Annotated in this window: 25 protein-coding genes and 1 pseudogene; 9 read left to right on the top strand and 17 right to left on the bottom strand. The window is 63.9% G+C overall.

Annotated elements, in window-relative coordinates:
• The 3 genes from DVK00_RS00110 to DVK00_RS21525 are packed head-to-tail and all read right to left on the bottom strand — an operon-like array spanning position 1 to position 651.
• The gene (locus DVK00_RS00110; RefSeq protein WP_121577075.1) at positions 1-234 is read right to left on the bottom strand and encodes a hypothetical protein; all 234 of its coding nucleotides are present in this window, start codon (positions 232-234) and stop codon (positions 1-3) included.
• Positions 227-502, bottom strand: a complete 276-nt coding sequence (locus tag DVK00_RS00105; RefSeq protein ID WP_101350378.1) for a hypothetical protein — start codon at positions 500-502, stop codon at positions 227-229. Before DVK00_RS00105 ends, DVK00_RS00110 begins: the two co-directional genes overlap by 8 nt.
• On the bottom strand, positions 502-651 hold the full coding sequence (locus DVK00_RS21525; protein ID WP_198560178.1) for a hypothetical protein: 150 nt from the start codon (positions 649-651) through the stop codon (positions 502-504). Before DVK00_RS21525 ends, DVK00_RS00105 begins: the two co-directional genes overlap by 1 nt.
• Positions 652-748: 97 nt before the next feature.
• Between DVK00_RS21525 and DVK00_RS00100 the strand changes: the two genes are divergently transcribed.
• On the top strand, positions 749-1,966 hold the full coding sequence (locus DVK00_RS00100) for a hypothetical protein (protein WP_121535075.1): 1,218 nt from the start codon (positions 749-751) through the stop codon (positions 1,964-1,966).
• Positions 1,967-2,005: 39 nt separating this feature from the next.
• Here the strand turns inward: DVK00_RS00100 and DVK00_RS22165 are convergent, their stop codons facing one another.
• The 6 genes from DVK00_RS22165 to DVK00_RS00080 are packed head-to-tail and all read right to left on the bottom strand — an operon-like array spanning position 2,006 to position 5,475.
• Positions 2,006-2,134, bottom strand: coding sequence for a hypothetical protein (locus DVK00_RS22165; protein ID WP_255410190.1), 129 nt, complete (start codon positions 2,132-2,134; stop codon positions 2,006-2,008).
• Positions 2,135-2,178: 44 nt separating this feature from the next.
• A complete protein-coding gene (locus tag DVK00_RS00095; RefSeq protein WP_198560177.1) occupies positions 2,179-2,523 on the bottom strand; it encodes a hypothetical protein in 345 nt (114 codons plus the stop codon).
• A complete protein-coding gene (locus tag DVK00_RS21520; RefSeq protein ID WP_198560176.1) occupies positions 2,520-2,663 on the bottom strand; it encodes a hypothetical protein in 144 nt (47 codons plus the stop codon). Before DVK00_RS21520 ends, DVK00_RS00095 begins: the two co-directional genes overlap by 4 nt.
• Positions 2,660-2,926, bottom strand: a complete 267-nt coding sequence (locus DVK00_RS00090; RefSeq protein ID WP_121535074.1) for a hypothetical protein — start codon at positions 2,924-2,926, stop codon at positions 2,660-2,662. Before DVK00_RS00090 ends, DVK00_RS21520 begins: the two co-directional genes overlap by 4 nt.
• Positions 2,927-2,974: 48 nt before the next feature.
• On the bottom strand, positions 2,975-3,706 hold the full coding sequence (locus DVK00_RS00085) for a hypothetical protein (protein WP_101350374.1): 732 nt from the start codon (positions 3,704-3,706) through the stop codon (positions 2,975-2,977).
• The gene (locus DVK00_RS00080; protein WP_121577074.1) at positions 3,703-5,475 is read right to left on the bottom strand and encodes an aldehyde ferredoxin oxidoreductase family protein; all 1,773 of its coding nucleotides are present in this window, start codon (positions 5,473-5,475) and stop codon (positions 3,703-3,705) included. Before DVK00_RS00080 ends, DVK00_RS00085 begins: the two co-directional genes overlap by 4 nt.
• Positions 5,476-5,561: 86 nt before the next feature.
• Between DVK00_RS00080 and DVK00_RS00075 the strand changes: the two genes are divergently transcribed.
• A complete protein-coding gene (locus tag DVK00_RS00075) occupies positions 5,562-6,167 on the top strand; it encodes a molybdenum cofactor guanylyltransferase (RefSeq protein ID WP_101350372.1) in 606 nt (201 codons plus the stop codon).
• 27 nt (positions 6,168-6,194) lie between these two features.
• Here the strand turns inward: DVK00_RS00075 and yqeC are convergent, their stop codons facing one another.
• On the bottom strand, positions 6,195-6,914 hold the full coding sequence (yqeC, locus tag DVK00_RS00070; protein WP_101350371.1) for a selenium cofactor biosynthesis protein YqeC: 720 nt from the start codon (positions 6,912-6,914) through the stop codon (positions 6,195-6,197).
• Between the two features lie 106 nt (positions 6,915-7,020).
• Here yqeC and moaA point away from each other — a divergent pair, with 106 nt between their 5' ends.
• From moaA to DVK00_RS00055, 3 genes are all read left to right on the top strand, one after another.
• Entirely contained in the window at positions 7,021-8,103 is a 1,083-nt protein-coding gene (moaA, locus tag DVK00_RS00065) for a GTP 3',8-cyclase MoaA (protein WP_101350370.1), read from the top strand.
• Between the two features lie 51 nt (positions 8,104-8,154).
• A complete protein-coding gene (locus DVK00_RS00060) occupies positions 8,155-9,240 on the top strand; it encodes a putative sulfate/molybdate transporter (RefSeq protein WP_121577073.1) in 1,086 nt (361 codons plus the stop codon).
• Between the two features lie 124 nt (positions 9,241-9,364).
• On the top strand, positions 9,365-10,378 hold the full coding sequence (locus DVK00_RS00055; RefSeq protein WP_121577072.1) for a bifunctional oligoribonuclease/PAP phosphatase NrnA: 1,014 nt from the start codon (positions 9,365-9,367) through the stop codon (positions 10,376-10,378).
• Positions 10,379-10,386: 8 nt separating this feature from the next.
• On the opposite strand, the gene DVK00_RS00050 is transcribed toward DVK00_RS00055, so the two are convergent.
• Positions 10,387-12,309, bottom strand: a complete 1,923-nt coding sequence (locus tag DVK00_RS00050) for a beta-CASP ribonuclease aCPSF1 (RefSeq protein ID WP_101350367.1) — start codon at positions 12,307-12,309, stop codon at positions 10,387-10,389.
• 174 nt (positions 12,310-12,483) lie between these two features.
• Between DVK00_RS00050 and DVK00_RS00045 the strand changes: the two genes are divergently transcribed.
• Positions 12,484-12,663, top strand: a complete 180-nt coding sequence (locus DVK00_RS00045; protein WP_053969115.1) for a DUF5786 family protein — start codon at positions 12,484-12,486, stop codon at positions 12,661-12,663.
• Positions 12,664-12,681: 18 nt separating this feature from the next.
• On the opposite strand, the gene DVK00_RS00040 is transcribed toward DVK00_RS00045, so the two are convergent.
• From DVK00_RS00040 to DVK00_RS21515, 3 genes are all read right to left on the bottom strand, one after another.
• Positions 12,682-13,020: a glutaredoxin gene (locus tag DVK00_RS00040; protein WP_101350366.1), complete on the bottom strand. Its 339-nt coding sequence runs from the start codon at positions 13,018-13,020 to the stop codon at positions 12,682-12,684.
• 71 nt (positions 13,021-13,091) lie between these two features.
• Positions 13,092-13,334, bottom strand: coding sequence for a BolA/IbaG family iron-sulfur metabolism protein (locus DVK00_RS00035; protein ID WP_121577071.1), 243 nt, complete (start codon positions 13,332-13,334; stop codon positions 13,092-13,094).
• Positions 13,335-13,386: 52 nt separating this feature from the next.
• Complete coding sequence (locus tag DVK00_RS21515; RefSeq protein ID WP_198560175.1) at positions 13,387-13,563, bottom strand: hypothetical protein; 177 nt, start codon at positions 13,561-13,563, stop codon at positions 13,387-13,389.
• Positions 13,564-13,642: 79 nt separating this feature from the next.
• On the opposite strand from DVK00_RS21515, the gene DVK00_RS00030 reads away from it, so the two are divergent.
• Positions 13,643-14,026, top strand: coding sequence for a DUF393 domain-containing protein (locus DVK00_RS00030; RefSeq protein WP_101350364.1), 384 nt, complete (start codon positions 13,643-13,645; stop codon positions 14,024-14,026).
• Between the two features lie 9 nt (positions 14,027-14,035).
• Here DVK00_RS00030 and DVK00_RS00025 read toward each other — a convergent pair whose 3' ends face one another.
• The 3 genes from DVK00_RS00025 to DVK00_RS00015 all read right to left on the bottom strand — a co-directional run bounded on the left by DVK00_RS00025 (position 14,036) and on the right by DVK00_RS00015 (position 16,405).
• Positions 14,036-15,493 (bottom strand): lipase maturation factor family protein, encoded by a 1,458-nt coding sequence (locus DVK00_RS00025; protein ID WP_121577070.1) that lies wholly within the window; start codon positions 15,491-15,493, stop codon positions 14,036-14,038.
• An 80-nt stretch (positions 15,494-15,573) separates the two neighbouring features.
• Positions 15,574-15,984 (bottom strand): CoA-binding protein, encoded by a 411-nt coding sequence (locus DVK00_RS00020; RefSeq protein WP_101350362.1) that lies wholly within the window; start codon positions 15,982-15,984, stop codon positions 15,574-15,576.
• 46 nt (positions 15,985-16,030) lie between these two features.
• Positions 16,031-16,405, bottom strand: coding sequence for a helix-turn-helix domain-containing protein (locus DVK00_RS00015; RefSeq protein WP_004956789.1), 375 nt, complete (start codon positions 16,403-16,405; stop codon positions 16,031-16,033).
• 355 nt (positions 16,406-16,760) lie between these two features.
• Here DVK00_RS00015 and DVK00_RS00010 point away from each other — a divergent pair, with 355 nt between their 5' ends.
• Together DVK00_RS00010 and DVK00_RS00005 are read left to right on the top strand one after the other, a co-directional pair.
• On the top strand, positions 16,761-17,486 hold the full coding sequence (locus DVK00_RS00010) for a ThuA domain-containing protein (RefSeq protein WP_101350361.1): 726 nt from the start codon (positions 16,761-16,763) through the stop codon (positions 17,484-17,486).
• A gap of 227 nt (positions 17,487-17,713) precedes the next feature.
• A pseudogene (locus DVK00_RS00005) lies at positions 17,714-18,011 on the top strand (NAD(P)/FAD-dependent oxidoreductase); the annotation flags it as partial.

Raw genomic sequence — 18,011 nt, 5'->3', positions numbered from 1 at the left:
CTACTGGATGCGGAGGACGAGCCCCACGCTGGCGACGAGGCCGACGACCAGCAGGACCTTCACCGCGGGCAGCAGGAACGCCATCGCCTGTTCCATGAGAAAGAGCGACCGCCAGGTATTGATCGACTGTGCGATGACTGCGACCGCTCCCGCACCCGCGACCAGCACGCAGAGCAGCGTGACCGACACCGCCGCGACTACCCCGAATGGGTTCACACGCAGTCGCTCACGCATCGGGGACCACCCGTCGACCGACGACGAGGACCACGAACAGCGGCACGAGGACCATCAGGAGGCGGCTGACGAACAGCCCGATGTAGCTGATGGTCGATTCGAGGTGAATCTGCCAGTGCCAGCTCCCCTTGAGTTCGGCGATGAGGCCGATTGTGCCGACAACAAGCAGTGACAGCGCCAGCAGCGTAGCGAGGGTGTAAACCAGAATTCGGAGATATCCGAGAAGTGAAACGGCGGTCAGCCTGGAATTCGATTGCTCGGTGGCCATCAGGTACCCTCTCCGGCCCAGTGCTGCTGATAGATATCGTACGTGATGACGGCGAGGACGACCAGCCCGACACCGAGGACTGCCGCGCCCATATCGGGTGGAAACGGGAGATTGAGTCCCGGTTCCGAGTGAATGGGTATAGTTAACATGGAATGTGGTACGGACTGGCAACTAAAAAACCGTTGCGACCTGTTCTCCTGAGACAAAGCTTTTCTCCACGTAGTCCCACCCCTGTGATAGTATACCATGACTTCGCGCCGCGGACTGCTGCTTCGGCTCTCTGCACTCACCGGAGCGGCCGGTCTCAGCGGCTGTTCGTCCTTGCTGGCCAGACAAGCGGAGTCACCGACGGGTGACCTCGACCCGAACCCGCGAGCCGACGAACTCCCGATACGGCAACACGCCTGGAACGAGCGCCTCCGGAGCGATGCCGCCGGCAACGACCTGCTGCCACATCATTTCCGGCTGTTCATGCTCGACCTCGACACCGAGCCGTCGGATGCAGCCGCGGAGACTGTCGAGCTAGCGATGCGAACACTGGAAGACGCGTATGAATTCAACAGTGCAGGGCTCCTGCACATGCTCGCCTGGGGGACGAACTACTTCGACACCTACGGGTCGCTCGATACGTCCCCGATACGCAGCCCGCGAGCCCTCTCCCGGACGGACGACCCCGACCTGCAGTCTTTCGACGCGATGCTCGTTCTCGCGAGCGACGTTCCCTCGCACCTCGCCGCCGCAGAATCCGCGATGTTCGACACGCGGCCGAGGCTGGCCGATACGGAGATTCAGGGCCGGCTTGGTGACGTGTTCTCCGTCGCCGACCGCCGCGGCGGCTTCATCGGCGAGGGACTCCCGGCGGCCCACGCTGATGCCGAAGGCGTCCCTGCCGACATCCCCGAGGAGTCTTATATGTTCTCTGGCTTTTTTGCCGGCCGGTCCGGCACCCAGGCCAGCGAGGACCGCGTTACAATCGACGACGGTCCCTACGCCGGCGGGACGACGATACACCTCTCACGAATCAACGAGGCCTTCGATACCTGGTGGGAACTCGCCCAGTCCGACCGCGTCAAGCGACTGTTCTCTGCGGAGTTCTCGCCGGCGGACATCGACAGGGGCGACCTCCCTTTCGCCGACATGGTCCGCGAGCACGCGAGCAGCGAGGGGGAGGTCGGCCACTTCGAGAAGGTGGCCCGCGCCCGCAAGGACGGGGAGCCGATTCTTCTCCGGCGGGACTTCAACACGATTGACGGCGGTCAGGCCGGCCTGCACTTCCTCTCGCTACAGGAGCACCCGCGTGACTTCGAAGAGGTCCGGGACGCGATGAACGGCTGGTGGCTCCGGGAAGAACACGAAGAGCTCCGGGACCGGCAGAACAACGGTCTGCTGGAGTTCATCGAGGTGGTGTCACGCTCGAACTTCTACGTCCCGCCCCGCGACAAGCGGGCCTTCCCGGCCCCGTAGCCGCCGCTGATCAGCTGTGAGAATTGAAGGCGGACGCCGCTACTCCTCGTCGCTCGTCGTGTCGTTCTGGTTCACGTCAGCCGGCCAGACGCCGTGGTCCCAGACCTCGAAGCCGTTGAACGTCTCTGTCGCACCTTTGGGTTTCCACTCGCCTTGTTCGTGTGCCATTATGTATCAACTGTCACAGTGACTGGGCTTAAATTTTGGTGCCGTCACTCAGACGGCGTCCCCGGCGGTTTCTGCTCGTCCGTCACCTCGTCGAGGAACGCGTTGGCGTAGAGGTCGACGTGCATCTTCAGAACGGCACTCTCGTCGATCCCGCTCTCTTCGGCCTGTCGACGGAGCAACGCAGCCAGTTCCTCGGTCGGTTCGTACCGTATTTCGCGGCCGTCGACCTCGAAGACCACGTCGTGGGACTGTGAAACGAGGTGTTCAATCTCTAGCAGCGCCTGCTCGACTTTGGTCTCCAGCGCCTCGTCAATGTCCTCTAGCCGCCGGTCGGCCCACTCCTGGGCGGCCTCGTACAGCCGGTCGCTCACCTCGAAGGCGAGCGTCAAAACGACACCCCCTCGCCCTCGAACTCGGGCGTCCACAGCGTCGTCTCCTCACACACCGGACACTCCTGCCGGCGCGGCTGCCCCTCGAACGCCGAGAGGTCTATCATCTGGCCGCATTCCTCGCAGCTGTAGTAGGTCATTCTTCGGATGGCGGCCACGACTGCGGAGCCGGGTCCGTCTCGGTAATCTCGGAGTACAGGACCACGAGCGCCCCGAGTACGATGGTCAACACGAGCACCCCAGCGACCCCGCCCAGCGCGTTCTGGCCAACGAATGAGGTTGTCCCGGTCGCGAGGTCGATGGTCGACGCGACATCGAACAGTGTCAGTAAGAGCCAGACGAAGGCTCCCAGTACCACGAACGTGAGTATCTTCGACTGCTGGATCGCGGTTCGAAGTGCCATTGTTGTTCGTGTATGACAATGACCAGCAAGCATTATAAAAATACGGCGTTACCCGTCGACGAGGTCCCAGTCCGCTTTCTCTGCGGCGTCGGCGAGCGGAACGAACTCCCAGCCGGCCCGCTCGGCGACGGGTTCGTCGTCCGGGCGGCCGACCAGGACCATCCGCTCGGCGTAGAACATCGAGTGCTCGTCGATGTCGGCGAGGCGCTCGGCCGGCTCCTGGCCCGCGCCGCTGAAGAAGTCGGCGTCGATGCCGTGGTCGCGCTGGAACTTGTTGATGACGAAGGCGTCGACGTCGCCGACGATACCGACCCAGTCGGCCCATCCCCGCGCCTCACGGAACACCAGTTGCGGGTCGGCGAACTGCCGGGCCGCGTCGTAGGTCACGGCCATCGTCATGTCGTCGATGCCGCCGCCGTGCGGACCGCTCGCTTCGACGGCCTCCTCGCCGGCGTCCGGGTCCTCGGCGACATTCGAGGCTGAGTCGGTGTCGGCCGCGGCCGCGCCGCCCGCGCCGCCGCTGTCCGTCGGGATGCCGACCGGCTTGTCCTTGTTCTCCCGCGGGACGTGAGGGACCGGCTGGCCGCCCGGGCTGTCGGCCGATTCGCTGTCCGCGTCTGCGCTCGCGTCCGTGGCGTCGTCAGCCGATGCCGCCCCGTCCCCGGCTGGCACCGGTTCGTCCTCGGGTTCGCCCTCCCCGCTCCAGAACCAGTCGCCCCGGTTCGGCGTCTCTTCGTCGTCCTGTACGTCGAGGTCGTCGAGGTCTATCTGGTCTGTCATTCTCCGAGTGTCCTGCCTGCCGGGAGCGTCGACGGGTCGAGTGGGTCCGTGAGGCCCAGTCGCTCTATCGTCTCGCGGGTGGGCCGGCCGTCGGCGTCCCAGCCGCGCTGGCCGTAGTAGGCGTCGAGCATCGCGTCGAAAGACTCGGCGTCGACCGCCGCGCCCGCGTTCGGTCCCGAATCGAGCGGTTCCTGTAGCTTTGCCGGGAGTTCGTCGTCGGCCCGCGAGACGCCCTCGCGGACATTGAACAGGCGAGTGAGTGTCCAGACGCGCTCACCGACCGTCGCGAGGTCGTCGTCCGTGTCGAGGCCGATAGCGTCGAGCCACTCCGCGCCGAGGTCGTCGAAGGCGTCGCCGACGAAGTCGTCGACGATGAGACACCACAGTGCCGAGCGCTGGTCCTGTTCGCGAATGACGGCTGCGGCCGCCCGCTCGGGGCTCCAGTCGCCGTCGAAGGCCTCCCGCTCGATGGGGAGCGCCCGCCGGTGGCAGGCCCCGCGGTCGCTGGTCGCGTACGCCAGCGCCATGCTCCGCGCGCCGCGGGGGTCGTAGGCGGGCAGTTCCATGGCCTTGACCGTCGGCAGGAGGTCGGCTCCGCCCAGACGGTCTGAAGCCGCATCGACACCGTCGGCCAGAGCGTCGCCGAGCGCTGTCTCCCGCGCGACAATCTCTTCGAGGAGCGCCTGCGCATCGTCGGGACTTCCGTACTCGAGCGAGCGGTCGAGCAGGCCGGCATCGCTGGCCTTGATGGCCCACGCGACGGCGCTCCCGGCGCTGATGAGGTCGAGCCCCAGCCGGTTGCAGGTCTCGCCCAGCGCCGCCACGGCATCGAAGTCGTCGATGCCGAGCCCGGCCCCGAGACTCATCGCTGTCGCGCCGCGCGGGATGGTCTCGCCGTCTTCGGTCTGGACGCGGAAGCCGCCGGGGTTACCCTCGTCGTCGTACTCCCGGCCTGCGGCGAGTTCCTGGACGGCCTCGATGCCGACGCCGTCGGCGCCCTCGAACTGGCCGTCCTCCCAGCCGCGCGTCGAGAGCGCGCCGACCTCGTTGGCGAAATCGACCGTCTCGACGGTCCCGCTGGCCTGTAGCCACTGGCCGGTGTCGCCCTCGCGGTACCGCTTTGCGTACCGTTCCCGTAACTCCGCGAGGTCCGTCGGCGGGTCGCCGCGAACGACGACGGCTTTCAGCCGTTTTGCGCCCATCACCGCCCCGGCACCGCCTCGCCCGGCGTGGTGTTCGCCGCCGTCGGAGGCGATGGTGGCGAATGCGACGCCCTGCTCGCCGGCCGGCCCGATACACGCCACTGCGGCCTCGGGGAACGCCGCGTCAGTTTCGGCTGTGTCCTGTCCCCACGTCTCGGCGGGTTCGACCGTCGCGCCGTCGTCCTCCACGACGAGTCTGACCGGCTCCGGCGCGCGCCCGGTGACCAGAATCCCGATGTGGTTCCGCAGCGCGCCGGCTAGCGTGTCCGGAAACGTCCCGCCCGCGTACGAGTCGAGGAAGCCGCCGGTCAGGGGCGACTTCGTGACTGCGGCATATCTCGTCTCACCCGGCAACAGCCCCGATACCGGCCCGAGCATGAACAACAGGAGGTTCTCGGGGCCAAGCGGGTCGGTGCCGGCGTCGAGTTCGTCGTACAGGTACCGAGCGCCGAGTCCCTTGCCGCCCACGAACTGGCGACGCCAACCCTCTGGGACCGGACGGCTTTCGACTGACGCCGACGACAGGTCGACGTGGAGCATCCGGTCCCGGTTGGCTACTGTCATCATACCTCACTCCTCCGTCTGTCGACTAAAGGATTATCCCCACCAGCCATGCACGAAGCGCCTTTCTGCCAGAGCCGAGAAGGCAGGGTATGCGCGCAGGCACTATCGTCGCTGGCGGCCGGTCGACGCGGTTCGGCGACAGCGACAAGGCCGTCGCCGACCTCGCTGGCACGCCGATGATTCGCCGCGTCGCCGACCGACTGGGTCAGGTCGTCGACGAGCTCGTCGTGAACTGCCGCGAGGACCAGGTCGAGGCCATCGACGCCGCGCTGTCAGGCCACGCCCTCGACCCGACGTTCGCGCTCGATGCGGACCCCGACCAGGGGCCGATGGCGGGCATCGCGACCGGGCTGGAGGCCGTCGACAGCGAGTACGCCGCCGTGGTGGCCTGCGATATGCCCTTTGTCGATCCGACATTCGTCGACTACCTGTTCGAGCAGGCGGCGTCCCACGAGGCCGCAGTTCCGCGCCCGGACGAGTGGTTTCAGACGACGCAGGCAGTGTATCACGCGGACGCGATGCACGACGCCTGCCGGCGAGCGCTGGAGCGCGGCGAGCACAAGGTCGTCGAACCGCTGTTCGACCTCGATTACGTCGTCGTTGAGCGCGAAGCCGTGCTCGAACACACCACGCTGGAGACGTTCGAGAACCTCAACACCCGCGAGGAGTTCGAGGCCGCGGCCGAGCGGTTTTGAACGAACGGGGCCGGCGTCGGCTCGCTCTCAGACGACTGCCACCAGTGGATCGTCGGCTCGCATTTCCGCGAGCACCACGCGTGGCACGTCGGCGCGGTCGTGAATCGCCTCGGCGACAGCCCGCGCGTTCGTTTCGAGTCGCTCGTCGTCGACCATGTTGAGCAGCGGAATCGCGGTCGCGTCGGCTGGCACGTCTTTCAGCCCGCCGCGGCCGCTGGCGAGCACCGCGGCGACATCTCTCGGTCGAATCTCGTCGCCGGGGGCACGCCCTGTGATTGTGGCCACCTCGTCGACCCGATGGACAATGTCGTCCGTCAGCGGTTCGCCGACGACGTGTGCGCTCGCGATGGGGACGACCGTCGATGCCGTCGCGGGAAGCTGTGGCTCGCGGTCGCTCGGCGCCTTGAATTCCCGCATCCGCGCGCCGTCAGCTTTCACCAGAATCGGGGACGCGATGTCAGCCAGGTCGGCGACGGTTTCCGGGTCGTAGCCGCGGTAGCGGTCCGGTCGCTCCTGTGCCGGGACGACGCCCAGCGGCCACGCAGACGCCGTGTCGATGGCTGATCGGGGGCTCTCAGTCACGACAACGTCCGCGACCCAGCCGTCGAAGATGGGTATCCGAACCGTCGCGGTGACGACTGCCTGCTCCAGTCGCGCTGCGAGCGTTGCCATCGTCGTCTTCTTCCCCCCAGCGCCGACGAAGCAGGTGGTCCCATGTCGCCCGTCCAGCGCGTCGACGATGTCCATACGCAGTGCAGGGCGGTGGTCTGGTTAATCGTTACCCCGTGTCCGACGACGGAACCGGAACAGTCACGCCATTTAATAGGCTGTGCTGTGAACAGTTAGCAAGGATATGCTCGAAGACGACTTCGGTCGCGAGGTCTCCGGTGTCCGCGTCTCCCTCACCGACCGGTGTAACTTCGACTGCGTCTACTGCCACAACGAGGGGCTGGGCGACACACGGGGCCCGATGGAGGCACAGGACGACGAACTCACTGCCGACACCATCGTGGCCTTCCTCGAAGTCGCCGCCGAATTCGGGGTCGACTCGGTGAAGTTCACCGGCGGGGAGCCGATGCTTCGGGAAGACCTCGAAGCGATTGTCCGCCGCGCCCCCGACGAGATGGAGGTGTCGATGACGACCAACGGCACCTTCCTCCCCGGACGCGCCCCGGACCTCGTCGACGCCGGACTCGAGCGAGTCAACGTCTCGCAGGACGCCCTCGATAGCGAGGCCTTCGCCGAACTGACACAGAGCGGGGCCTACGACCGCGTTCTCGAAGGCGTCGAAGCGGCGCTGGACGCCGGCCTCGCCCCGGTGAAGCTCAATATGGTCGTCTTCGAGCCGACCGCGGGCTACGTTCCGAAGATGGTCGACCACGTCGCCGAGAACCCCGGCCTCCAGCTCCAACTCATCGAGTACATGCCCGAGCTGGCTGGCCACCCGGAGTGGGCCATCGACATCGACCGCGTCCACGACTGGTTGGAAGACCGCGCCGACAAGGTCGAACACCGGGAGATGCACGACCGCAAGCGCTACTGGATGCACAGCAGTGACGCGGCGGTCGAAAGTAGCGGCGCGACCACATCGCTGGCCGCGTCCGACGGCGGCGTTCGGACGGAGCCGGTCAACAACCACAACAGCGGGATGGTCGAAATCGTCGACCCCGTCGGCAACGAGAACTTCTGTGCGAACTGCCACCGCGTCCGGCTCACCCACGACGGGTATCTCAAGGGCTGTCTGAACCGCAACGACGACCTGCGCGACATCGGCACGACCAAGGAGTCGATGCGCGCCGCGTTCCGCGAGACAGTCGACACCCGCGTCCCCTACTACGGCGAGTACATGGTTGAAACAGAGGACGGCGAGTGGGAGATAAACGAGGCGTACATCGACACTGACGGGGACCGTGCGCCCTACGAGTACTCGGAGTAGCGGCCGCCGCGGGCCGGTACGCTCACTGTTTCGCCGTCGGTACCAACCGTCATGAGTTTCCGGTTCCGCGACCGGACGACGGTTTCGCTGTCGTGGACCGAACTGACCGGAGCAGTCGGGGACTCTGCGACGGTGCTCCCGGTTGTCGTGGCTGTCGCCGTGCTGACAGAGCTTTCGCTCCCGGTCATGCTCGTCTGGTTCGGCGTGTTTCAGGTCGTCTGGGGGCTGTACTACGGTGCTCCGATATCGGTCGAGCCGATGAAGGCTTTCGCCGCGCTGGTCATCGCCGGGACCATTTCGACCGGGGAACTCGTCGTCGCAGGGCTCCTGTTGGCAGTGCTTTTACTCGCGCTTGGCACCACACAGTCGCTCGAAACTGTCAACCAGTACGTCGATGACACTGTTGTTCGTGGGGTACAACTCGGCGTCGCGCTGGTCCTGCTGGAGACCGGCGTCGGTTTCGGACTCGACGACCCGAAGCTCGTGGCCGTCGCCGCCGGTATCGTCGCTGTCCTTGCGGTGGTCGGCTACAGCGGGCAGAGCGCCTTCGCCGTCTTCGTCTTTGGAGCGGCCATCGCTCTCGTGGAGACCGGGGTTCCGACGCCGGCTGTTCCAGCGGTTGACGCCATGTTTATGCTCCCGACGATGACACTGTCGGTGCAGACGGTAGAGGCTATCCTCGCTCAGGTCGCGGTCACGGTCGGTAACGCCGCCCTCGCCACGTCGGTCCTGCTCGCCGATTATTTCGACCGGGACGTATCCGCGGACCAGCTCTCGAACAGCATGGGGCTGATGAATCTGGTCGCGGTTCCTTTCGGCGCGTTTCCGATGTGTCACGGGAGTGGCGGCGTCGCCGGGAAGTACGCTTTCGGGGCCAGAACGCCCGGTGCCAATCTGATACTCGGCGCGGGCTACGTGCTGACCGCGTTCCTCGCTGTCGGTGTCATCGCGGCCTACCCGACGGCGCTTCTCGGGGTCATTCTGGTACTGATCGCGCTCCAGTTGGGCTGGACCGGGGTTTCCAGAACGGACGACTTGGCAGCTGTCGCGGCTATCGGTGTCTTCGGTGTGCTCGTCAACCTCGGTCTCGCACTCGTCCTCGGCGTTCTCGTCCAGCAACTGCGCGCCCGGTCGTGAGCATTGCAGCGCGTCCCGCGAGGGCCGCCAACCGTGGCTTTCCGGCTGTTCTTGGCTTCTATACACTGCGTGTCTGCCGGCCCCCCACACGCTTGTATCAGGAGGTCGAAGGGACAACTGATAGATGCGCCCTGCAACGGAACTCGAAAATCTGCTTGGAAAGGCCGACTCACTCACTATCGTCTGTCACAACAACCCCGATCCCGACTGTCTTGCCAGCGCGCTCGCGCTCGGTCGCATCGCGGCCGCCATCGGCATCGACGAACGGCGAATCCTCTACAGCGGGGAGATTTCACACCAGCAGAACCGCTCGTTCGTCAATCTGCTGGAGATGGACCTCCGGGAGTTCGACCCGGCCGACGTGACCGACCGCGAGTCTTCAGAACTGCTCGCCTTCGTTGACCACTCCATTCCGGGGTCGAACAACCGGGTCCCCGAAGACGTCTCGGTCGACATCGTCATCGACCATCACCCAGCCGAGGATATCGCGGCCACGTTCGTCGACCACCGGGAGGAGATCGGAGCGACGGCGACGATACTGACCGAGTACCTCCGAGACCTCGACATCGAACTCAATGACCGTCTGGCGACAGCGTTACTGTTTGCCATCCGGCGGGAGACGCTGGGGTTCCTGCGCGGCGTGACGCCGGACGAGTACGGCGCGGCCGGCTTTCTGGCCGACACGGCCGACTCTGGCCTGTTGCGGCAGCTCTCCTCGCCGTCTGTCAGCGGCGCGACCGTCGACGCAATCGCCGACGCAATCGAGAACCGGACGGTCCGCGGGTCGGTGCTGATATCACACGTCGGCCGGACAGGGGAACGGGACGCACTCCCGCAGGCGGCCGACTATCTGGCGACGCTTGAGGGCGTCGAGACAGCCATCGTCTTCGGCATTGTCGAAGACGCTATCCAGCTCAGCGCCCGGTCGACCGACTCCCGGGTCAACATCGGCGACGTGCTGAGCGAGTCCCTGAGCGATGTTGGGAGCGCAGGCGGACACCGCGAGATGGCCGGCGGCGAGGTGCCACTCGGTATCTTCGCCGACTACACGAGTGACGACACCGTCCTCGTCGACATCGTCGAGCAAGTGATCTCGGGGCGGCTGTTTGCCGGATTGAATCTCTCGGAAGAGAGCTAACTCGCCGTTCAGGACAGCCGGAACGTTTCGAGGTTCTTCGGGTTGTGTGTCCGCATGTTGAACTTCTGGTACAGCGCAGAGGACAGCTGGTTCGTCGTTGACGCGTCGCCGTGGACACAGAGGATTTTCTCCGGCCGCGGGTGCATTGTCTCGACGAACGATTCGAGGCCCTGCCGGTCGGCGTGGCCGGAGAAGCCGTCGACCGTCTCCACGTTCAGTCTGAGGCTCACCCGTTCGGCGCGTGGCCCGCTCGTGTCGCCGAGGGTGACCTCGTCCTGACCCCGCTGTATCTGCCGACCGAGCGTCCCCTCAGCCTGATAGCCGACGAACGCCATCGTGTTGTCCGGGTCGCTGCCCAGCAGCCGGAGCCAGGACATCACGGGGCCGCCGGTGACCATCCCGGAGGTCGTCAGAATGATAGACGGTTCGTCGTCGGCGATGTCCCGTCGCATCTCGTCGCCGCCGTCAACTTGCTCGAACTGCTCTGCGAGGAACGGGTTCTCGTCCTCGTAGAGGATACGCTGGCGGAGGTCGTCCCGGAGGTACTCCGGATACGCGGTGTGGATGGCCGTCGCCTCCCGAATCATCCCGTCGAGGTACACCGGCATCGTCGGGATGTCGCCCTTTCGCATCGCTTCTTCGAGAACGAGCATGAGTTCCTGCGACCGACCCACGGCGAAGGCCGGAATCAGTACCTTGCCGTCGTTCTCGTGGGCCTCGTTGATAACGTCCTTGAGGACCCGCTCGGAGTCGGACTGGTCGGTCTGGTAGTCGTTTTTCCCGCCGTAGGTCGACTCAAGCACGAGTGTCTCGACTCGCGGGAAGTCGTTGACCGCGCCATCGAGCAGGCGGGTATCTTTGTAGTGGATGTCCCCAGAGAAGGCGACGTTGTACCGGCCCTCGCCGATGTGGAAGTGACACACCGCCGAGCCGAGGATGTGCCCGGCGTTGTGCATCGTGAGCTTGATGTCGGGCGCGATGTCGGTGACGTTGCCGAACTCCAGTGGAATCGTGTGTTTCAGCGCGTCCCGGACCTGCTGGCTCTCGTAGGGTGGGGTGCGGCCCTCCTTCGAGGCCACGTCGAGGTAGTCCAGCTGGAGCAGGCCCATCAGGTCCCGCGTCGGCGCGGTCGTGTATATCGGCCCGTCGTAGCCGTACTTGAACAAGATGGGGATGAGCGCAGAGTGGTCCAGGTGGGCGTGGGTCAGGACGACGGCGTCGAGAGAATTCGGCCCAGCCGCGAGGGCTTCGGGTGCTTGGAGATACGGAACCTCGCCCTCAGCACCGGGTTTGTCACCGCAGTCGATGAGGATTCGGGACTCCGGCGTCGAGAGGATGAATGCGGCGCGACCGACTTCACGACAGCAGCCGAGCGTCGTGAGCCGAACCCAGTCCTCGTCGCTCGTGGTAGGTCGGTTGATCTGGCGACCGACACGCTGGAGGATGTCCCGGCGTTCCTCGCGTTCCTGCTTGAGATAATTCCGGACGTTCGAGACCGTCGAGGACTCCATCGGCGGCGTCCGGACGACCTCCGGGGTCCAGCCGACGGAGGCGGAGATCTCGTCGAGGGTTGCCCCGTGGCGGCCGATGACGCGACCGGGCTTTTCGGCTTCGATAAACACTTCGCCGGTCTGGCGGTCGAAATCCAAGTTCTGGACGCCAGCGTCCTCGGGAATCGTCTGCGTGATTCGAGTCCGCGCTTCGTTCGGCGGGACGAGTGCTTCTTGCGTGGGGCGAACGTTGATTCGTTTCCGCAGCGTCTGTGCGAGATTTCTGACGATACCGTCGCGGTTGGCAACCGTCTGCGCGTCCGGCGTGTAAATAACTAGTTCCGGTCCCTCGAACGCGACAGATTCGATTTCGATGTCGTCCGGTGTCTCTTCTTCGACCTGTGCTTTAATTCGATCAAGTGTCTCGTCTGCGGAACTCATAAGTTTGGAGATGGAGGCCCGATAGCCGTCGGTAAAACCACGGCTCTCGACTGCCGTTATCTAGCGGGAGTGCAAGCACAGTAAAGAACCTTTGCTTGTCTCGCTATGTCATTGGAGGGTTGTAGCTCGGCAAGAACCGGCGAATTTTAGTGTGGGACTCCGAGTTGTGTGTGTATGGGCTTTGGTAGCTACGATGAATCCGAACAGAAGGACAACGACGTAGATGCAGACGACAGCGATGGCGTTGCGGTCCACGAGAACGACCACGACGGATCGGTCTCCTTCGAGACGGAGGCGACCACGAGCGACCTCGTCGACAAGCTCGGCGACATGAAAGACGAAGACGAAGAGTAACGCCGCTCCCGACCGCAGTTACTGACCGACTTTTTCGCCGAGTTCGCCGCGCTCGTGAAGCTGTTCGAGGATATCGCTGCCACCGATGAACTCCCCGTCGACGAACGTCTGTGGAATCGTCTCGCGCCCGCTGTGGCGCTCTAGAGCCTCCCGATAGGCATCAGTCGCTTTGAGCACGTCCACTGTCTCGATGTCGTCGCGGTGCTGTTGCAGCAGTGCGAGGGCCTTCTTCGAGTAGCCACACTGTGGCATCAGCTCATTGCCTTTCATGAACAGCACAACCTCGTTGTCTTCGATGACGCTGTCTACCTGATCCGTGACTTCATCCGGGGAGAGTTCTTCGGGCTCAAATCCCATACCGTCACTAACAGCGTCGGCAATAAAGGCGTACCGACGGTCGAGCAGAGCCGCACCGCCGGGGTACACGGTTACTCGGCTTCTTCGGGCGTCAGCGTCGTCAGCTCGATGGCGTGAATGTCGCGAGTGAGATGCTCTCCCAGCGCGTCGTGGACACGCTGGTGCTGGTCGACCAGCGACTCGCCCTCAAACGCCGGCGAAACAACGCGTACCGCGTAGTGTTTGTCGTCGTCGGGGTCCCGCGGCGTGGTGACCGTCGCCTGTGCCTCCGGAAGCGCGTCCTCGATCAGTTCGGCGACCGAATCCTCGTCCATACGCGCTCTGTGGAGAGCGGCGGGCAAAACAGTTGGCGTCACACAGTCGTGGTCACCGAGTGATTGACAGCTCCCGACCGATACCGACCCCGAGGGCGACCAGTCCCAGAACCGCGAGCGCGACCCCGCCGAGCCAGAGCGCCGAGAGCGAGGCCGTAAGTCGGACGGTCCAGAGCCCGGCTACCAGCGCCAGCCCGCCAGCAACGACCAGCTTGACGAACCGCTCCATGCCCGTGCCTGCGGTGACCGGCGGTAAATCCCTGCCGGCTGAACCACAGGTGTTTGTGCCTCTGGCACGTAGCTCGTATATGAGCGACGCAACGCTCGTCTACGACGACGACTGCGGTTTCTGTACGTGGTGGGCGGACTTCATCGACGAGCGGTCCGACCTCAGGGTCGTGGGCTTCTCCGAGCTAGACGACGACGTACTAGAGCGACTCCCGGACGACTACGAATCCTGTTCGCATCTGGTGACCGAGGAGGACGTGTACTCCTGCGGGGAATCCATCGAGACAGCGCTCACATACACCGACATGGGCAAGGCGGCTCGGCCGCTGCTCTCGTTTCTCCGGCAGTTCGAGGATTACGAGCGATTCCGCGAGCGGGCCTATCGGCGGATCGCCGATAACCGTTCGAAGTGGGGGAAGGTCATGTCGAAGACGCCGCCAGCGCGCAGGAACGACGCGAACTGACGCCCCATCTCAAACGTCGGCGAGTCGCAGGTCACCGTCGCTGATCGGGCTGACATAGGTGCCGACGCGTTCGCGCTCCCACCACTGCCCAGTCTCGCGGCGCTCTTCGGGCGTCGTGAACCGATACCGGTAGCGGACCGCACGGACGTGCGTCGGCGTGGTCTCCGAGAACGGCACCGAGGCGAGCAGTTTTTCGGTAGCCTCGTCGCCTGCAAGCAGTCGGTCCAGCAGCGCGAGAAACCACGGACTCCGTCGCGGCGAAGAGGTCATCGCCGCGAACCACAACTGCCAGTCAAGCCGGTAGTGGTAGGGCGCGAGTTGCCGCGGCCGCTGTGCTGGGTCTGTTGGTTTGCCTTTGAACTCGTAAGTCTCCCATTCCGTGTCGGCCGTGACGACCTCGTCGGTGGTCCCCTGGACGACGATTTCGTAGCGCGTTCTGGTAATCGAGCCGAACGCGCCGTAGGCGTTGACTAACCGGAGCGAGTCGAAAGCGGTGTTCATCACCTGCCGCTCCGAGAGGATGTTGCGGACCGGTCCGACGCTACGCCAGAGGACGACAGCAGCGAGTCCGACCGACAGCGCCTGCAGGTACAGCGGCGGCGCAGTCGCGCTCGGAGCAGTGACCGGGAGGGTTGCTGTGAAAACGTCGTCCCTGAATGCCGCAATAGCCTGAACGATAGTGAGGGCATTGAGCCACGAGAAGTTCCCCGTCAGCATGAGCCAGCCCTGAAAGCCGATGGTCGCTACCCCCGCTACTGACGCCCACGGCTGTGGCGCGAAGTAGAGGAACGGTACGGCGACTTCGACGACGTGGTTTCCCAGCACTTCGAGTCGGTGGAACCGGTCGGGGAGGTGGTGGGCGTACCAACTCACCGGGTTCGGAATCGGCTGGGTTTCGTAGTGGTAGTCCAGTGCGGTGAGGTCCCGCCAGCAGTCGTCCCCGCGCAGTTTGATGAGTCCGGCACCGAACATATTTCGGAACAGCACCCACTTGAGGAGCCACACGACAGCGACCGGTGGCCCCGCTGTCCCCGCGCCGAGAAATGCCGCGAGGAAGCCGGTCTCCAGCAGCATCGACTCCCAGCCGTAGCCGTAGAAGGTCCGCCCGGCGTTGACGAAAGAGAGATACAGCGCCCACAGCAGGAGCCACAGGAGTATCGACACGGGGACCGCGTACGGACGCGGGAGCCACGACGGGACTCCGACGAGTGCCAGCGCCGAGAGCCCGACGCCGGCCCAGGCTGTGATACCGATGACGCGGTCGTTCGGATAGACATAGAACAGACTGGGCCGGTCACGGAACTCGTAGCGGTCGACGTACTGCTGTATCGGCAACAGGCCGTCCTCGCCCGCGAGCGGACGGAACTGCGTGGCTGCGACGACGAACGCCAGCAGGTAAATAACCGCCAGCGCCCGGTGGAACAGCATCCGAACGAGCCAGTACGCCGCTGGCTCCCACGGCAGCATACACCGGATGTGGCTCAGCCACGGACTAAACCGTACCGGGCGACGGCCGTGTCAACCGTACTCAGCCATTATCTGCCTGTTCAGGCCAGCAGTTGCTGGTGTGTCGGCTTCATACAGCGGTCCTGGACGACGCGGCGGCCAGCAGCTTCGGCGCGTTCGACGGCCTTGTCGTCGTGGATGCCGAGCTGCAGCCAGATGACGGCGTCGTCGTCGCGTTCCAGGGCCGCGTCGACGATATCGCTGACCTCGTCGCTGGGCCTGAAGACGTCGATAATGTCTATATCACCGGGAATATCTGCCAGTGAGTCGTAGGCCTTCTGCCCGAATATCTCGTCAGCAAAGGGGTTGACCGGTATCACCTCGTACCCCTGTTCGGTGAGGTACTTCGGAATTTCGTGGGCGTCCTTGCCGGGGCTGGTCGAGCAGCCGACGACGGCGACGCGGTCCAGTTCGAGAATGTCTCTGAGTTCGTCATCCGAAGTAACGGGCATACACGACAGTTCGTCGGGCACCAATAAAAGCGATTGCCTGCGGGACCTACTCTGCGGGCTCATCAGCCTCTGTCGGTTCCTGCAGGTAGGTCTCGCCCCACGCTGCCATTTCGGTAATTACGGACTCCAGTGACTCTCCGTGTTCGGTGAGCGAGTAATTGACGCGAAACGGCTGTTCGTTGATTACTTCGCGGTCGACGAGCCCCTTCTCCTGCAGGTCTTCGAGGCTGTCGGAGAGCACTTTAGATGAGATACCGTCGACGTTCTCCTTGAGTTCGTTAAATCCTGAGGGGCCGTTATCAAGCAGCCGGTGGATGATAACGGGGTGCCACTTCTTCCCGATAAGGGACGCCGTCGTGGTTATAGGACACCAGTCCTCGCCAGCACACCAGACGGAAAGCTTCTCCGGTGAATCGCTCATATCTTGTCGTGATTTCGGCCGCGGCCGGCTAATAACTACCCCTGTGCAGGTACCGGAAACACCGTCTGTGGACTACATCGGGAGACACGGTGGACACTCCCACACCGATGTCGGAAAGAACTATGGCCCGCCATATCCAGCGGTACCTGATTATGGCTTCCCAGCACGGTTGCTGCCGCAGGCGATTTCAACTATTGTCGCAGCTCGTCGCGTCGGCTGGTCGCGATGTTCGAAAAACCAGTCGAATGCCTGAACAGGTACCGGGATCACTTCGATCCTCGCTAGTATTGACACGTTGCTCTTCAGCCGCGAGCGAGTAGTCATATTTTTCTCTGGTTATTCAGTGTATTCTTGTATGGTTGCAGTCACCGTGTGGAACGAAAACCGGCACGAACGGGCGACAGGCCCCGCCAATGCGATGTACCCCGACGGGATCCACACGACGTTGGCTGAGATGCTTACGTCCTACGGCCACACTGTTCGGACAGCGACACTTGACGACCCTGCCAACGGACTCACCGAGACGGTGCTCACCGACACTGACGTGTTACTGTGGTGGGGCGATGTCGCACATGATGCCGTCAGCGATGCGGCTGCGAGCCGCGTTGAGCAGGCTGTCCGTGACGGGATGGGGTTCATTCCGCTTCACTCCAGCCACGAATCGAAGCCGTTCGAGGCGCTTATCGGGGGAACTGGTACCCTGCGGTGGCGCGAGGAGGGCGAGCGTGAGCACGTCTGGGTCGTCAAAGCGAGCCATCCTATTACCGACGGACTTCCCGAGGAGTTCGAACTCGAACGTGCCGAGATATACGGAAAGGGGTTCGACCTACCGATACCCGACACCCTGGTGACTGTAAGTTGGTGCGACGACGGCACGGTATTTCCCAGCGGGTGTTGTTACTACCGTGGTGCAGGGCGTATATTCTACTTCCAACCCGGTCACGAAACGTTTCCCGTGTACCACCGGCCAGTCGTCCAGAGGCTCTTGCACAACGCCGTTGCGTGGGCCGCGTCGAATGAGCGCGATCACTCCACGCCGAACAGTCCTGCTCATCAGGACAACCGTCGTGGTGCCTGGTAGCCCGACTGACTCCCAATTAGCTGTCTGGAAACGACCGCTCGAATCGTAATTGGTGATTAAGAGTCGTCTTTCGGAACGGTAGGCGCTGTTTTCTCTCGGGATGGTGACCGAAGGCAACTGCAAACTTAGGAAACTGGACCACGACCATGAGCCAGTATGCGAGGACAACAGCAGAGCCGTAGACCGATTCCAAAGGGTTTGTATCTAATGACTCCGGAGAGTGGCCTATGACAGAGAACGTGGTCGTGCTCGGGTCGGGGTATGCCGGCGCGGGGGCAATAAAGAGTTTAGAGGACGAGTTAGACGGTGAGGCGGACGTTGATGTCACGTGGGTTTCTGAGACGGACTATCATCTGGTCTTGCACGAGTCTCATCGGTGCATTCGGGACCCGAGTGTTCAGGAGAACATCGCTATCCCTGTTCACGAGATCAAGCAGCCCTCGACCGCCTTCATTCAGGACGAGGTCGTCGGCATCGACACCGACGCTCGGGAGGTCGCCCTCGCCGACTCCGCTGCTGTCGAGT

Origin of the sequence: Haloarcula sp. Atlit-47R (genome assembly GCF_003665985.1) — an archaeon.
Lineage (GTDB): Archaea > Halobacteriota > Halobacteria > Halobacteriales > Haloarculaceae > Haloarcula > Haloarcula taiwanensis.
This window is presented reverse-complemented; position numbering and strand designations above follow the sequence as displayed.

What these genes read in the sequence shown, in the direction of transcription:
- DVK00_RS00060 (WP_121577073.1), top strand. Translation starts at nt 8,155, where the DNA reads ATGAGTTTCCGGTTCCGCGACCGGACGACGGTTTCGCTGTCGTGGACC.
- DVK00_RS00050 (WP_101350367.1), bottom strand. Translation starts at nt 12,309, where the DNA reads ATGAGTTCCGCAGACGAGACACTTGATCGAATTAAAGCACAGGTCGAA.
- DVK00_RS00105 (WP_101350378.1), bottom strand. Translation starts at nt 502, where the DNA reads ATGGCCACCGAGCAATCGAATTCCAGGCTGACCGCCGTTTCACTTCTC.
- DVK00_RS21515 (WP_198560175.1), bottom strand. Translation starts at nt 13,563, where the DNA reads ATGGAGCGGTTCGTCAAGCTGGTCGTTGCTGGCGGGCTGGCGCTGGTA.
- DVK00_RS00040 (WP_101350366.1), bottom strand. Translation starts at nt 13,020, where the DNA reads ATGGGATTTGAGCCCGAAGAACTCTCCCCGGATGAAGTCACGGATCAG.
- DVK00_RS00090 (WP_121535074.1), bottom strand. Translation starts at nt 2,926, where the DNA reads ATGGCACTTCGAACCGCGATCCAGCAGTCGAAGATACTCACGTTCGTG.
- DVK00_RS00045 (WP_053969115.1), top strand. Translation starts at nt 12,484, where the DNA reads ATGGGCTTTGGTAGCTACGATGAATCCGAACAGAAGGACAACGACGTA.
- DVK00_RS00020 (WP_101350362.1), bottom strand. Translation starts at nt 15,984, where the DNA reads ATGCCCGTTACTTCGGATGACGAACTCAGAGACATTCTCGAACTGGAC.
- DVK00_RS00015 (WP_004956789.1), bottom strand. Translation starts at nt 16,405, where the DNA reads ATGAGCGATTCACCGGAGAAGCTTTCCGTCTGGTGTGCTGGCGAGGAC.
- DVK00_RS00110 (WP_121577075.1), bottom strand. Translation starts at nt 234, where the DNA reads ATGCGTGAGCGACTGCGTGTGAACCCATTCGGGGTAGTCGCGGCGGTG.
- DVK00_RS21520 (WP_198560176.1), bottom strand. Translation starts at nt 2,663, where the DNA reads ATGACCTACTACAGCTGCGAGGAATGCGGCCAGATGATAGACCTCTCG.
- DVK00_RS00100 (WP_121535075.1), top strand. Translation starts at nt 749, where the DNA reads ATGACTTCGCGCCGCGGACTGCTGCTTCGGCTCTCTGCACTCACCGGA.
- yqeC (WP_101350371.1), bottom strand. Translation starts at nt 6,914, where the DNA reads ATGGACATCGTCGACGCGCTGGACGGGCGACATGGGACCACCTGCTTC.
- DVK00_RS00030 (WP_101350364.1), top strand. Translation starts at nt 13,643, where the DNA reads ATGAGCGACGCAACGCTCGTCTACGACGACGACTGCGGTTTCTGTACG.
- DVK00_RS00055 (WP_121577072.1), top strand. Translation starts at nt 9,365, where the DNA reads ATGCGCCCTGCAACGGAACTCGAAAATCTGCTTGGAAAGGCCGACTCA.
- DVK00_RS00010 (WP_101350361.1), top strand. Translation starts at nt 16,761, where the DNA reads ATGGTTGCAGTCACCGTGTGGAACGAAAACCGGCACGAACGGGCGACA.
- DVK00_RS22165 (WP_255410190.1), bottom strand. Translation starts at nt 2,134, where the DNA reads ATGGCACACGAACAAGGCGAGTGGAAACCCAAAGGTGCGACAGAGACG.
- DVK00_RS21525 (WP_198560178.1), bottom strand. Translation starts at nt 651, where the DNA reads ATGTTAACTATACCCATTCACTCGGAACCGGGACTCAATCTCCCGTTT.
- DVK00_RS00075 (WP_101350372.1), top strand. Translation starts at nt 5,562, where the DNA reads ATGCGCGCAGGCACTATCGTCGCTGGCGGCCGGTCGACGCGGTTCGGC.
- DVK00_RS00025 (WP_121577070.1), bottom strand. Translation starts at nt 15,493, where the DNA reads ATGCTGCCGTGGGAGCCAGCGGCGTACTGGCTCGTTCGGATGCTGTTC.
- DVK00_RS00035 (WP_121577071.1), bottom strand. Translation starts at nt 13,334, where the DNA reads ATGGACGAGGATTCGGTCGCCGAACTGATCGAGGACGCGCTTCCGGAG.
- DVK00_RS00085 (WP_101350374.1), bottom strand. Translation starts at nt 3,706, where the DNA reads ATGACAGACCAGATAGACCTCGACGACCTCGACGTACAGGACGACGAA.
- moaA (WP_101350370.1), top strand. Translation starts at nt 7,021, where the DNA reads ATGCTCGAAGACGACTTCGGTCGCGAGGTCTCCGGTGTCCGCGTCTCC.
- DVK00_RS00080 (WP_121577074.1), bottom strand. Translation starts at nt 5,475, where the DNA reads ATGATGACAGTAGCCAACCGGGACCGGATGCTCCACGTCGACCTGTCG.